The 14345-nt window shown below is 42.1% G+C and carries 14 protein-coding genes; all 14 read right to left on the bottom strand.

Annotated elements, in window-relative coordinates:
* Positions 1-2 precede the first annotated feature (2 nt).
* The 14 genes from AC3ISB_RS11720 to AC3ISB_RS11655 all read right to left on the bottom strand — a co-directional run bounded on the left by AC3ISB_RS11720 (position 3) and on the right by AC3ISB_RS11655 (position 14341).
* Complete coding sequence (locus AC3ISB_RS11720; RefSeq protein WP_489276473.1) at positions 3-1157, bottom strand: acyl-CoA dehydrogenase family protein; 1155 nt, start codon at positions 1155-1157, stop codon at positions 3-5.
* A 270-nt stretch (positions 1158-1427) separates the two neighbouring features.
* On the bottom strand, positions 1428-2750 hold the full coding sequence (locus AC3ISB_RS11715) for a sigma-54 interaction domain-containing protein (RefSeq protein WP_489276472.1): 1323 nt from the start codon (positions 2748-2750) through the stop codon (positions 1428-1430).
* A gap of 5 nt (positions 2751-2755) precedes the next feature.
* Positions 2756-3184: a MaoC/PaaZ C-terminal domain-containing protein gene (locus AC3ISB_RS11710; RefSeq protein ID WP_098371872.1), complete on the bottom strand. Its 429-nt coding sequence runs from the start codon at positions 3182-3184 to the stop codon at positions 2756-2758.
* A gap of 408 nt (positions 3185-3592) precedes the next feature.
* Complete coding sequence (locus tag AC3ISB_RS11705; RefSeq protein WP_489276469.1) at positions 3593-4954, bottom strand: MFS transporter; 1362 nt, start codon at positions 4952-4954, stop codon at positions 3593-3595.
* Positions 4955-4979: 25 nt separating this feature from the next.
* A complete protein-coding gene (locus AC3ISB_RS11700; protein ID WP_141994302.1) occupies positions 4980-5753 on the bottom strand; it encodes a 2-keto-4-pentenoate hydratase in 774 nt (257 codons plus the stop codon).
* The gene (gene dmpG / locus AC3ISB_RS11695; protein ID WP_489276467.1) at positions 5750-6769 is read right to left on the bottom strand and encodes a 4-hydroxy-2-oxovalerate aldolase; all 1020 of its coding nucleotides are present in this window, start codon (positions 6767-6769) and stop codon (positions 5750-5752) included. Before dmpG ends, AC3ISB_RS11700 begins: the two co-directional genes overlap by 4 nt.
* Before the next feature lie 34 nt (positions 6770-6803).
* Positions 6804-7685 carry an acetaldehyde dehydrogenase (acetylating) gene (locus AC3ISB_RS11690; protein ID WP_098371870.1) on the bottom strand — a complete coding sequence of 294 codons (882 nt, stop codon included), beginning with the start codon at positions 7683-7685 and terminating at the stop codon, positions 6804-6806.
* Positions 7686-7701: 16 nt separating this feature from the next.
* On the bottom strand, positions 7702-8484 hold the full coding sequence (locus tag AC3ISB_RS11685; RefSeq protein WP_144552728.1) for a 2-keto-4-pentenoate hydratase: 783 nt from the start codon (positions 8482-8484) through the stop codon (positions 7702-7704).
* Positions 8485-8501: 17 nt separating this feature from the next.
* Positions 8502-9977, bottom strand: a complete 1476-nt coding sequence (locus tag AC3ISB_RS11680; protein WP_098371868.1) for an aldehyde dehydrogenase — start codon at positions 9975-9977, stop codon at positions 8502-8504.
* 47 nt (positions 9978-10024) lie between these two features.
* Entirely contained in the window at positions 10025-10486 is a 462-nt protein-coding gene (locus AC3ISB_RS11675) for a RidA family protein (RefSeq protein WP_141994307.1), read from the bottom strand.
* Positions 10449-11495 carry an amidohydrolase family protein gene (locus AC3ISB_RS11670; RefSeq protein WP_489276465.1) on the bottom strand — a complete coding sequence of 349 codons (1047 nt, stop codon included), beginning with the start codon at positions 11493-11495 and terminating at the stop codon, positions 10449-10451. The genes AC3ISB_RS11675 and AC3ISB_RS11670 overlap by 38 nt, the downstream gene beginning before the upstream one ends.
* A complete protein-coding gene (locus tag AC3ISB_RS11665; protein ID WP_144528071.1) occupies positions 11480-12040 on the bottom strand; it encodes a 3-hydroxyanthranilate 3,4-dioxygenase in 561 nt (186 codons plus the stop codon). The genes AC3ISB_RS11670 and AC3ISB_RS11665 overlap by 16 nt, the downstream gene beginning before the upstream one ends.
* 38 nt (positions 12041-12078) lie before the next feature.
* Positions 12079-12828 (bottom strand): IclR family transcriptional regulator, encoded by a 750-nt coding sequence (locus AC3ISB_RS11660; protein ID WP_098371864.1) that lies wholly within the window; start codon positions 12826-12828, stop codon positions 12079-12081.
* A 31-nt stretch (positions 12829-12859) separates the two neighbouring features.
* Positions 12860-14341 carry a 4-hydroxyphenylacetate 3-hydroxylase family protein gene (locus AC3ISB_RS11655; RefSeq protein WP_098371863.1) on the bottom strand — a complete coding sequence of 494 codons (1482 nt, stop codon included), beginning with the start codon at positions 14339-14341 and terminating at the stop codon, positions 12860-12862.
* Positions 14342-14345: the final 4 nt, after the last annotated feature.

Below are 14345 nucleotides of genomic sequence, written 5' to 3'. Positions count from 1 at the left end.
GATTAATGAGAACGGAACTCCTTTCCTATAATGTCCTTTGCAATGACCATCATATTGGCTTGTGCAGTGCCATCACCAATTTCCAACCCAATCACATCACGCAAGCGTTGCTCAAGAGGCATTTCCTTCGTATAAGCATAATGACCATTCAACAGTAAACATTCATGGATAGCTTCTACACTATATTTAGGACCTAACCACTTAACGGAAGCCGATTCTTTACTATGATTCAGCCCTTGGTCACGAAGCCAAAGTCCTCGGTAGGCTTGCCACTTCACCAGTTCTAATTGGGTATAGTGGGTCACAATGGGGAAGGAGACCCCTTGATATGTCGCCAACGGTTTACCAAATGAATGTCTGATTTTCACATATTCGATGGTTTCATCGATACTTTGTGAAGCGGTGCCCACACATTGCAGCCCTATTAACAGCCGACTTAAATCGAACCCATTCATCACTTGGGAAAACCCTTTATTTTGAAGACCGATCATATACTCTTCCGGAATCTCGACATCGGTTAAATATATCGAACCTCTTCCAATGGGGATATTCCCCATGTCCGTGTACCCTCTACATTCAACACCCGGAATATCGGCAGGAACCATGAAAGCACTTATCCCTCGATTTCCCCATTCAGGTTCCGTCTTTGCAAATAAAACAAAGGCATCTCCACACATAGCTACACTTATTCCAGACTTTTCTCCATTAAGCACATACCTATTTCCTTTATGTACAGCTGTTGTTTTAATTCCGCCTGCATCCGTACCGGCGGATGGCTCCGTAATGGCAATGCCAACAATTTTTTCACCACTTGATATTTTGGGAAGCCACTCCTTTTTCAGTTCCTCGCTAGCATGATTATTGATAATTTCACCGATTAATGCATTCAACATCACCGCGTAAGTGAGATTGAAATCACCACGACCTATCTCCTCAGCAGCTATCCCCGTTGTCACACAGTCCGCACCGCTTCCGCCATATTCCACTGGAATCCGAAGACCATTCACGCCAAGTTCCCCCAGCTTTTTCCACAAATGTTTTGGAGTAATCTCTTCGCGATCCCATTTTGTATAATGTGGAAGCAACTCTTCCTTCGCAAATTCTTTCAATATTTTACGAAAATAATCTTGCTCTTCCGTGAAAGAAAAATTCAGCACATCATTACCCCCCTGATTAATTACTAATTTATCTGACACCTATATTTTGAACATTCTACGAAACATGAAACCTCTTACATGAAAAACTATTATTGCAAGATGTGTGCCAACTTGAATCCGCTACAAATTTGGCTATAGTTTCTTAAAACCTTTCGCATGTTTGCATTTTTCTCATTTATGCAAATCAAATTTGCGAAAATTCAAAAAAAATACACACTTTATAAGTGTGCTCTAATGGTTACCCTGATTACATTTCATTGGATGATACAGCTATTTCAATTTGTATTTGGCAATTTTCCTATATAAACTAGCAACATGAATTTTCAGCTTTTGAGCTGCTAAAGAACGATCACCTTCCGAATCTTTTAATGCTCGCTGAATGGCGGATTTTTCAGCATTACCTACAACTTCATCCAACGTACCGGACATAGAATTATTCATAGATGAGGGAACCTCCAATATGAAATTAGGTGTAAAATATAAAGAATCCAGAGTTAGAGTCCCTCCATCTACGATATTCATTCCCCGTTCGATTATCGCTTTGATTTCACGGATGTTACCAGGCCATTCATATTGGATAAGCCAATCTTGGAGTTTAGGATCAATTTCTTTCACATTGGACCCTAACTTGTTATTGAAATACTCGATGAAATGATATGCCAGAGGAAGAATATCTTCGTGCCGCTCCCTTAAAGAAGGAATTTTCAATTCAAAAACATAAAGTCGATAATATAAATCTTGGCGGAATTTCCCTTCTTGAATAAGGGTTCTTAAATCCCTGTTCGTCGCTGCGATAATACGTATATCAACATTTTTAGTCCCCGTCCCGCCTAGTCTTTCCACTTCCCTTTCCTGTAAAACTCGTAATAGCTTTCCTTGAGCCTGATAAGGCAATTCAGAAATCTCATCTAAAAACAACGTACCATTTTGGGCTAATTCTATTTTTCCAGGCTTACCTTCTTTTTTCGCCCCGCTAAAAGCGCCAGCTTCATAACCAAAAATCTCCGATTCAAATAATTCATCTGGAATCGCGGCACAATTTACCGGCACAAAAGGCTGTGCTTTTCTTGTACTCAAACTATGGATCGCTTGGGCAAAAAGTTCCTTTCCCGTTCCCGTTTCCCCTGTAAGCAGTACTGTTGAACTGCTAGTAGCTATTCTGGCGGCCAGCTCTTTTACCCTCTCTATCTCCTTACTCTTTCCAACAATCTCTTCGAAGCTATATCGACTTTGAACCACGGAATTTTTCTTGGCTTTATTCTTCTCCAAAGTGTTGGCAAAATACACTAAATCACTGTATTCCAGTTCGTCTTGGCGGATTATTATGGTATAGATGGTATCAGCTTCTCGTCGAAATACCCTTATAAAACAAGAGTGTCCGCTGATCACACCAGAAAACACATGTTTGTGGGCCAGACCTTTCAAAGAAAAGTTGGAAGAAGTGTGAATGACTCTCGTAATGGACTTTCCTATCAAATCAGTCGGCATAATCATGAAATATTCATAAAAATCAGCAGTGGCGCCTATAATTCTTCCATTTTCATCAACTTCAATTGATCCCCAATTCCTTATTACGTTTTTAACATTTTCCATTCACATCACCTAATACCTTGATTACTTAAAACAAAGATTACAACTTGTCCCTTAATGACTTCAATTCCTGCCTGATTAAAGCAAGTCACCTTTTGCGTAACCCAATCTCTATTCAAATTAATATCAATGACCTCCAGTTCCGCTGAAATCATATCGCCTATATGTACTGGATGATAAAAGACCAATTCCTTTTGTAAAAGTATACAGGCACTACCAGGGAGTTTTTCACTGATCACTTGAGTGATAAGGCCTTCCGTTAACAAACCAGGTACAACCGGCTTGCTGAAATTACTTTTCCATGCTTCTTTATTCACTTGATAAATCGGACTGTAATCTTTTGTTAATTCATTACATAATTTTACGTCAGATTCATTAAATGTACGTTGCATACTAGCAACCTGGCCGATGAACAAATCAGTGATTGTTAAACTCATAACACCGCTCCTTGTTTTTTCAGAATATTCAATTTTAATATAATACTAACTATACATAACTTTCCTCTGAAATACTATAAAATGGGAGTTCGTTTGTAGTTTTACTCGCGAATTTGGAAGGTTTACCCTTGAGCGGCCTTTTTACTCATGAATTTGGATGGTTACACATGAAATTGATTGGTTTACCAGTGAATTCAGCCGGTTTACTTTGTGAATTTGGGTGGCTTACTTGTGAATTTGACGGTTTTACTCGTGAGTTTAGATAGTTTACTCGTGAATTCAGCAGGTTTACTCGTGAGTTTTGCCAATTTACTCGTGAATTCTTTTATTTTCTAAAAAATTGCCTAAATGTCAGGGAACAGTTGCATGCTGTCCACTGACATATAGGCAATCTACTAAAGAACAATATTATACATTCGATGTTGCTTTTAGTTTTATATTTTCCTCGATCTGCGGTTTATCATAGCTGCCAAACCTCTCTTTCACAACGAGTAACGCCAGGGCAGCCATTATGCTTGGGACTGTGAAGGCCATAAATGCATTTTGTGGCGAATAATTTGCAGCCAGCAATAATCCTATTAATGTAGGGGCAACAATCGCTCCAATTCTACCAAAAGCCAAGGCCCAACCTATCCCGGTGGTCCTTATCTCACGCGGATAATATTCGGATATATACGTATTGGCCAAATTCATCGTGCCAACTGTACAGGCGCCTCCAAAGGCGATCAGAATATATAATGCTAGTACATTTGAGGTCAATCCTAATATGACAAAACAGACGGTACCTATGGCACAGAGGGATACAAGTACTCTTCTATGGCCTATTTTCCCAACCAAGTACCCTCCAATTATTGATCCGCCAATTTGTCCTATTCCCGATATAAGATTGAAAGATAAACTGGATGATAGGCCGTATCCGGACTGCTGCATGATTTTGGGTAACCATGTATTGAGTCCGTATACCATAAGTAAACAATTAAAGGCAGCTACCCAAAAAGCAAAAGTGCTAAGAGTACGCTTATTTTCAAAGAGCTTCTTGACTGGAAAGCCCTTTGCCCTTTCTTGGACTTTGGCAAACTCATAATCGTCCGACTCTTTATAGTCGCCGTCTGGGTCAATGCGATTCAAAATTCCAGCAAGCTTTGCTCCTTGTTTTCGAATAACATAATAGGAAAGCGATTCAGGAAATTGCTTCATGAAGAATGGCAGTGCCAGTAAGGGTAGAGCCCCTATCCAATATAAAACCCTCCAACTCATTTGTTCCATCACATACATTCCAATTAAAGAAGCAAGTATGCTTCCGATAGAATAACCACAGTACATAGTGGTTACAATGAGCACCTTATTCTTTTTGGGTGAGTATTCCGCCATTAAGGAGATGACATTTGGCATTAATCCTCCCATTCCCAAGGCTGCTATAAATCGCATAACCGAGAAAAAGGTAGGATTCGGGGCAAAACTTGAAAGTAATGTAAAAACACTGAATAAACATATACAAATGGCAAGCACTTTTTTCCTCCCTAGTTTATCCGCCAGGGGGGCAAAAATGAGGGCTCCCACCATCATTCCGAACAAAGAATAACTTGCTATTCCGCCAGCTTCAACGGGCGTCAAGTTCCATTCCTCCATCATCAAAGGTAAACCTACTCCGTACATGGCTATATCAAATCCATCGAAGGTAATTGCGAACAAACACCACATAAAGACCATTAAGTGAAAACGGCCAAATCTACTATTACCTACCACTTCCGAAGCATTAACTTCACGCAATTAATTCCCTCCCCTTTGCCATATTTCACGATATAACATGTAATGTCAGTTTCCCTAGTTCACCGTAATCTGCTATAATTTCATCGTTTGCCTGTATGGTAACGGCATCTGTAATTCCGCCTACCAATACAATCATTCCAGCCTGAATGGAAAGTCCTTCACGGCTAATCATTTTTACAAGTTCCACAATCGAGTGAATCGGATGATCGAGTACAGCTTCTCCAAGACCCCTCTTTTGCATTTCACCATTTTGATAAAGCGTAACTTCTGCTTGAGCCCAGTCCGTATGGTACGGAGAATAAGCTTGATTGCTAAGCAGGATTTTGGCTGAGGATGCGTTATCCGCTACTACATCGGTAAGTGTAAAAGAAAAATTTTTATAACGGCTGTCAATAACTTCCAGAGCGAGAAATACACATTCTACAGCCGGCCAGACATCTTTCGCCGTTATATTTGCACCTTTCAATTCATCCTTGAACAAAAAAGCAAATTCAGGTTCCACTCTCGGATGAATGAGTTCCCCAACTTTTAATACTGGTTTAGTTAGTTCCATTGCAGATGTCAACCTGCCATAGATTGCTTCCTCTACCCCTACTTGCTTTTGTTTGGCTTTGCTCGTCAAGCCCATCTTCCACCCGATGAATCTGTTATCACCAGTGATCGTCTCATTTATGCTCAACTTCTGAATTTCATATGCTTGATTTACTGTTAGTTCAGGATTGGATAATGTAAGCTTATCCATTTCACGTCCGCTTTTTTGCGATTCGGCTACCCGTTTTGCTAGTTGATCTAGTTTCATCTTAAAGTCCCTTCTTTCTGAAAAGCCATTTGCTCAGCTACTTCAATTATGGTATCTTCCTGACCGCCAACCACTTTTTGTCGACCAAGCTCCAGCAAAATATCCCGGGCATCAACTCCATACTTTTTCGCCGCTTTATTTGCATGCAATAAAAAGCTGGAGTACACGCCACTATAACCCATGATTAAACTAGAGTCTGTTATTTCCTGGGGCTTGGGCATGATTGTATTTCCAACTTCCTCCGAAAGATCGAGCATTTTATATAAGTCAATTTCGGTACAGATACCCATCTTATCCAGAACGGCAACAAGCACTTCCGTCTGGGTATTACCAGCCCCTGCACCGAGACAGCGGATGCTGCCATCGATTCTATTCGCCCCTTCTTCAATTGCCATAAGCGAATTTGCCACAGCTAGCGATAAGTTATTATGAGCATGAAAACCAATATCGATATTCAGCTTTGATCTTAATAACTGGATCCGCGTCTTCACATCTTGGGGCAAAAAAGATCCTGCGGAATCAACAACATACACAGCATCCGCTCCATAGGATTCCATTAATATGGCTTGTTCAAGAAGTTTTTCCGGAGATGCCATGTGAGACATCATTAAAAACCCGATTGCTTCCATACCGAGATGTTTCGCAGCTTCCAGATGTTGCTTTGAGACATCCGCTTCGGTTACGTGGGTTGCAATCCGCGCCATTTTCGCCCCAACTTGAGCCGCTTCCCTTAATTGGTCGATCGTCCCTATACCAGGGATTAAAAGTACTGAAATAACGGATTGGCCTGCAGCTTCAACAGCGGCTTCCACCAATTCAATATCATTCACTTTTGAAAAACCATATTGTAAGGATGATCCGCCCAGGCCATCTCCATGCGACACTTCAATATAAGGGACACCTGCTGCACTGAGTTTCCCAGTCATGTTTTTTACTTGATCGATGGTGAATTGATGTGCCACTACATGGCTCCCATCCCGCAATGCAACTTCAGTCACCAATACATCTTTACTCAAATGAACCCCACCTTTATAGTTCCGATTACCTTTTTCAAACAAATTGTTCGAATTGGCTTTTAGCGATCTCTTCCCCTACTTTTACTGCTGAAGCCGTCATTATATCTAAATTACCGGCATATACGGGAAGAAAATCCCCTAACCCTTTCACTTCAAGAAAGACCGTTATTTGTTTCCCATCACATATCGGCTCTGTCTTCAGGCGGTACCCTGGAACATATTCAGATACTTTTTCCGCCATCTTATTTATGGACGTTGTTATTTCCTTCACATCATAAGAATCCGATTGAAGCAGACAATGAATGGTATCCCTCATTATGAGTGGCGGTTCGGCCGGATTTAGCAGAATGATAGCTTTTCCTTTTTTCGCTCCACCCACCTGTTCCAGGGCCCTAGCCGTTGTTTGGGTGAATTCATCAATATTGGCACGGGTTCCGGGACCGGCACTCCTGCTGGAAATTGTCGCTATTATTTCGGCATATTCGACCTGTGCTACTTGACTGATCGCATGAACGATGGGGATTGTCGCCTGTCCGCCGCATGTAATCATGTTAACAACCGCCTCATTCAAATTTTCTTTTAAGTTCACGGAAGGAACGATAAACGGTCCGATTGCGGCAGGCGTCAAGTCTATCAGCTTCTTGTTCATCTTTTTCAAGGCTTTGCAGTGATAAACATGCGCCTTCGCAGATGTGGCATCGAATAAAATGTCTGCAAGCTCCGGCCTTTCCAAAAAACCATCCATGCCATTTTCAATGACATGATGTCCGTGCATCCTAGCCTTCTTCAAACCCTCTGATTCCGTGTCGATACCAATCATTACCGACATTTCGAGAACATCCGACCGATGAATTTTCATCATTAAGTCCGTGCCGATATTCCCTGATCCAATAATGCCTACTTTTAGTTTTTTCAAAGCCGCTGGCCTCCTTTCACTCAAAATTAACCGAAACCTTTCCAAGTTTTTCTCCAAAGTCAGCAGAAAAACGGTCACCTGGTTTCGCTTCGATTGCTGCGGATAACGCACCGGACAAAATTACTTCGCCCGCATTCAATGAACCTTTAAACCCATGCAGTTTATTTGCCAGCCAAGCTACGCAAGTTGCTGGATTTCCAAGTACTGCTTCACCTGTTCCTTGGTTCATGAATTCGCCATTTTTATAAAGACTCATTTGAATGGAAGGAAGGTCGATTTCACTCAAGTGAATTTTGCGATCTCCCAGAATATATAGGCCCGATGATGCATTATCCGCCACAGTGTCCGGAAGTTTAATCTTCCAGTCCATCACCCTGCTATCAACCACTTCAATCGAAGCAACCACATAATCAGTGGCATCGATTACATCATTAACCGTAATATTGGGACCATGTAGATCTTTCTTTAAAATAAAAGCTACTTCTGCCTCCACTTTCGGTTGGATCAACCGCAGACTCGAAATACAGCCATTATTTTCTATTTTCATTGCATCAAGTAAATGTCCGTAATCTGGTTCATTCACTCCCAGAACCTCCTGCATAGCCTTTGAAGTCAAGCCTATTTTCTTACCTGATACTTCCAGACCGGACTGGGTTTTCCTTCGAATGGTTTCAAGCTGAATTTGGTAGGCATCCTCCACATCCAAATCGGGAATTTCACTGGTGGGGGCCGAAATCCCTATTCCTGTTTTTTCCGCTTTCAAAAACCTGGCAGACCATTCTGTTAAACTAACGTTCATGATGCTTCCCTCCTTCTTTATAATTTAATCGTGACGTTAGACAGTTCACTGTAAAATTCGAAACTATGAGACCCGCCTTCACGGCCGATGCCACTGTGCTTCATACCACCAAAAGGTGTGCGCAAATCACGCAAATACCAGGTATTCACCCAGATAATTCCCGCCTCTATTTTAGAAGCGACACGATGCGCTCTCCTTAAATCATTGGTCCAGATCGTTGCCCCCAGTCCGTAATGAGTATCATTTGCGTGCTCCAGTACTTCTTCTTCCGTTTCGAAAGGCATGACCGTTACCACAGGACCAAAAATTTCTTCCCGTACACAACGGGATTCACGCGTAACTCCGGCAATAATTGTCGGTTCAATGAAAAAACCTTTTTCAAACTGTCCGGCTCTTCTTCCTCCAGTTAATATTTTCGCTCCTTCTTCTTTCGCCAGGTCAATGTAACTCATCACTTTTTTATAATGTTCTTTTCCTATTACAGCTCCTACTTCCGTTTCGGAATCAAACGGATCCCCGACTTTTAATTTTTTTGTTCGCGCGACCATCTTTTCCAGGAATTCGTCATACAATCCTTGCTGAACATAGATTCGTGATCCACATAAACAAACTTCACCTTGGTTCATGAAGCTTGATTTCAATGTCGTTTCGATTACTTCATCAAGATTCGAGTCTGCAAACACAATATTCGGATTTTTCCCGCCCAGTTCAAAAGAGATTTTTTTCAACGTGGGCGCTGCAGCTTTCATAATCGCCGTTCCCGTTTTTGTTTCCCCAGTGAATGTTATCGCATCGACGTCCGGATGCTCACTTAGAGCAGCCCCAGCTGAATTTACACCATATCCATGCACAAGGTTGACAACTCCATCGGGAACTCCCGCTTCCTTACAAATCTCCATTAACTTTGTCGCTGTCATCGGCGTCAGTTCAGCCGGTTTCATAACCGCTGTATTGCCAGCTGCCAGGCATGGTGCCAATTTCCATGTCAACAATAGCAAAGGTAAATTCCAAGGATTGATCATTCCTACCACTCCTACGGGCCGCCTAATGGAATAATGAAGTGCAATGTTGTTCTGATTGAAGGATTCATTACCAAGTGTAGTGATATAGTCCGCAAAAAAGTGGAAATTGTGAGCTGAACGCTTGATATCCATTTCCAGTGCAAGGCTATATGGTTTCCCTGTATCAAGGGTTTCTAACATTGTCAGTTCTTCTTTCTTTTCCAAAATGAGATCGCCGATTCGCCTTAGAACCGCAGAGCGTTCATTATCGGTAAAAGATTTCCAAGGACCTTTAAGCGCATGTCTTGCTGCAGAAACAGCCTGATTCACCTCCTCTTTTCCTCCTTCTGCAACCCATCCAAGTATTTCTTCCGTTGCGGGATTGATATTGTCAAAAGTCTTGGATTGATCTGGATTCAGGAATTCCCCGTTAATAAAGTGACGGCAATCTATTGATTTAGTTGTATTTATGCTATCTTTTGCTGCTTGCATGAAACATCCCTCTCCCTTTATTGAGACACCCGCTCAGTTCAAGTGCCTCAATCTTGTATTTCCACAATCATTTCAATTTCAATTGCAGTGTTATTTGGAAGCTGGGCCATTCCCACTGCTGACCGAGCATGTTTACCCCTCTCTCCAAATACGGCCACAAGCAGGTCTGATGCGCCATTCAATACTTTGGGCTGTCCTGTGAAATTTTCGGCTGAATTAACCATTCCGAGAATTTTGATTACCTTCTTCACTCTGGATAGTTCTCCAAGCTCATCCTTCAGTACCCTTAGAAGATTAATCATTGACTGCCTCGCTGCCTGATACCCTTCCTCTTCCGTCAGCTCATTGCCAAGCTTGCCGTGATATTCATCAACACCTTGTCCGGATGTGAAAATTAAATTTCCCACCCGGACGTGGCTAACGTAGTTGCCGACCGCTTCCCTTGGCGGCTCAAGCATGATTCCAAGTTCTTCAAGGACTTGTTCGGGTGCTTTTATCTGTTTTTCCATGCTTCTCCCCTCGTGATTCCAAATTTAAAAACCTCAATGCATTTCTCCCTAGAAGATTCGCTTTCACTTCATCTGATAGATTTAGAGTGTCATCAATTACTTGACCTGGTGGCTTTTCTCTCAATAAAAATGGATAGTCGGAACCCATCAGCACTTTCTTATATCCAAAACGGTCAATCAGATACTGAATATTCCGGGTATCATAGTTCAGTGAATCGAAATAAAACTTTTGCGCATAGTAGCTTGGCGGCATTGATGTTTTTCTTAAATCAGGCCATACTTCCCATCCCTGATCGATCCGCGGTAAAATATATGGAAATGAGCCTCCGCCATGTGCAAAACAGATTTTCAGATCCGGGAACTTTTCCATGACGCCACTCCATAAAATGCTTGCTGCCGCCAATGCCGTTTCACTCGGCATCGCCACTGTATACATGAGGTTATGCCGTTCCGTTCGGTCTTTTGCCATTGTCTCCCATGGGTGTATAAACAGTGGGACATTCCACTTTTCAGCCATTTGGAAGAATTCCAATAAAACAGGAGAATCCAGATTTTCTCCATTTACGTTAGTACCGATTTCGATTCCCGCCATACCAAGCTCAAATTTACAGCGTTCCATTTCCCTGATTGCCAATTTCAAATCCTGAAGCGGTACAGTACCGAGACCGATGAACCTGTCTGGATACCTGTTCACAGTCTCAGCAATGAAATCATTCTGGAACTGGGACATGTATAGCGCCTGGTCAATTGGCGCCCAGTATGAAAATGTCACTGGCACCGGTGAGAGCACCTGCATATCGACTCCTTCCGCATCCATATCCTGAATGCGTTTTTCAGGGTCCCATACCTGGTCAGTCACTTTCCTGAACAGTTTTCCGCTTACCATGATATCCGCCCCGCAAGAACATTTCTGCTCTAGCACTGGCCAGCGTCCCTGACCAAATTTACCGGTTAAGTCTGGCAGGTCCAACGGAAGAATATGTGTATGAAAATCTATTCGCATTTCCAAGCCTCAACGTTTTCTGACATAACATGACCGCATTCACTACAGGTGCGAAGTTCCTTACTTCCGTTGAAAGCCTCGATCGCCTCTTTCACCTGGACCTCAATATTCGTCAATTGGATCGTAACTTTGTGCATCTCATGGTTACAATTCCCGCAAAACCAAACAAAATCTTCAAGCTCATCTTTAGCACGCTTGCGCTCTATGACAATGCCGTAAGTATCAGATACACGATGAGGAGAATGAGGTACATCAGCGGGCAGCATAAACATTTCTCCCTCTTTCACCTCCACTACTTCACGGTCCCCGCTTTGGTTGATGCATTCTACATAGCAGGAGCCTTTTATCTGATAAAACAACTCGTCAGAAGGGTCTACATGAAAATCACGCCGATAATTCGGACCACCAAGAAGCATGACAATGAATTCAGAATCTTCCCAAAGCACTTTGTTATTAACCGGCGGTTTCAATAAATTTTTATTGTCTTCAATAACTTTTATTAGATTTAATGATCTAGCCTGTAATTTTGAAGATTGAGCATATCCTTTCATAAATAAACTACCCCCATTTTTCTTAATAGTCCGAAAATTCACATTAACGACATATAACCTACTTGTTTTGAAATCATTTGTGCCGATCGTATTACAGACTGAATAATTCTAGTTTTTTCTTTCCCAATCATATAATTTCGATCCCCGACAAGGTTAAGTGCTGCAATAACTTGGCCATTATAGGATTTAATGGGTGCTGCAACGCCATATAAACCATAATCATTTTCATCATCACTAATCGCAAATCCTTGTTTGCGGATGTCCTTTAATTCTTCATTCAATTGGTTGATGCAAGTAATCGTGTTAGTTGAGTGCTTCAATAGCCCTTTTGCAAGCGTAGGCTGAATAAAGGATGGGTTAAAGGCAAGTAATACTTTCCCGCTGCTCGTACAATGAGCTGGTTTTCTTGCTCCTATATATGTGGTCATATGCTCGGCATGAGGGGACGACATTTTCATCACAAACCTGACTTCGCCTTCGTGAAACATACCGATGTGAGAATTACCTTTAAATTGCAGGACAAGATTACTGATAATTGGACCTGCCTCATAATGAATATCCTGCTGATACATGACTTTACTGCTCCACTCAAGTAACTTCCATCCAAGCCGGTACTTTCGATCTTTGCCTTGGATCAGCATCCCTTCCTTGCACATCGTTTTCACTAGATGATGAGATGAGCTTGGACTCATATTCAATTTTTCAGCTATTTCCTTATTTCCAAGTGCGGGTTCTTCATTAGTGAATAAATCAAGTATCTTTATAAGCTTCTCAACGGACGAAATCATGACGGCCCCCCTCCCCATTCAACTATTAAAATTACTGGTTAACCGCATCTATGGCTACTTGCATCGGTTTGTTAAGCACTTCATCAACCATGTTAAAGTTGTTGTTTTTCTTATATTTATTATAAAAAATGGCTCTTTTCCGTACTGGATCTCCCGTGTAATAGCGCTCGTATTGAAGGAGGCGCTGTCCAAACGCTTCCCCGCATAAATCCCAAGCAAGTTTAAACACGCGAACGCGCTCTTCCGCTGAAACCCCGCTACGTCCTCCATAATATTTATCGAGATCAATGCGCAATTCGGGATTATCAAAGTCGGCCCCTGTCGGAGACATCAACAGCCCTCCAGCTCCAATGGTCTGGATAACCTCTATGGCACGTGGATACATCTCCGGAAGGAAACCGCGAATCGTTTCCAATGCATCCGGATTTGGCCGGGCCTCACCGTAGTCATTAATCGTGTACTCATATTCCGCTACCCGAAGCAGTGAACGGATGACTTCCACAGATTGAACAAGTTCACCCAAATCACGCTGTACATGCAGGAATCCATCGACTCCGATAGAGTCTGCGACTTTACAAGCGACTTCAACGGCAAATGCCATTTTAATATATCCACGCACGCCTGATTGGTGAGCAGGCTGTTCAGCGATTCCCGTCATTGGATACAAGCGGTTTGCCGCCTCCACATTGTTGTATAAGAAGACACGATTCCAAGGAACCAGAACATCATTAAATACAAGCAGGGCATCCATTTCCTCATAGCGGGAGGCCAGTGGATGGTCAAACATCGAGCGTGTTCCGTCCTGCATTGGTTCCCGGCAAATTATGCGCAGTCCAGGCGTATCGATCGGCAGTGCAAATGCTACCGCATGACGTTCATCCCCTGGTGTGAATCCTGGGAAAGAATAGATAATCACCTCATCTGTAATCGGTGCCAGCGTTGCTAACATCTTTGCACCGCGAACAAGTATCCCTTCTTCTCTTTCCTCAACAGTCCCTAAGTGGGTATATGTTTCTTTTTGTTCATGAGATTGCTTGCTTCGATCATTTTGAGGATTAATGATTGCATGCGTCAAGAATAAATCATTGTCACGAATATAGGCATAATAATCCTTGATGTTCTTAGACCAGTCTTTGTTGTATTTATCAAGAAACCAGGAATTATGTGCCATGGAAGTGACCACGACATTTAAAAAGTCAGGCGTTCTCCCCATTAGCCCATATGTCATCCTTGCATACACTTCAAATAATTTACTTCTTTTTTGCAGATCCTCCGATGTCTTCGGGAATAAGAAAGCATTGTTAACACGTTCACCGGTCTCTTTGCAAATGTGGGTGATTTCATCTTGATATTCCGGGTCATGTTGAATGTCATACAACTTCGCAATTTCTTGTATCGGCTGCTTAAAAATTGGCTCATTATAAATATCCTCAACCACTCTTCCACCAAGCCAGACTTCTGGCTTTCTCGATTTAATTCTATTAATATATTCTTCACCGGTTTTAATGCCCATAAGA

It is taken from the genome of Peribacillus sp. GL_122 (assembly GCF_057835005.1).
The sequence above is the reverse complement of the archived record's forward strand: the minus strand, read 5'-3'. Positions and strand labels throughout refer to the sequence as shown.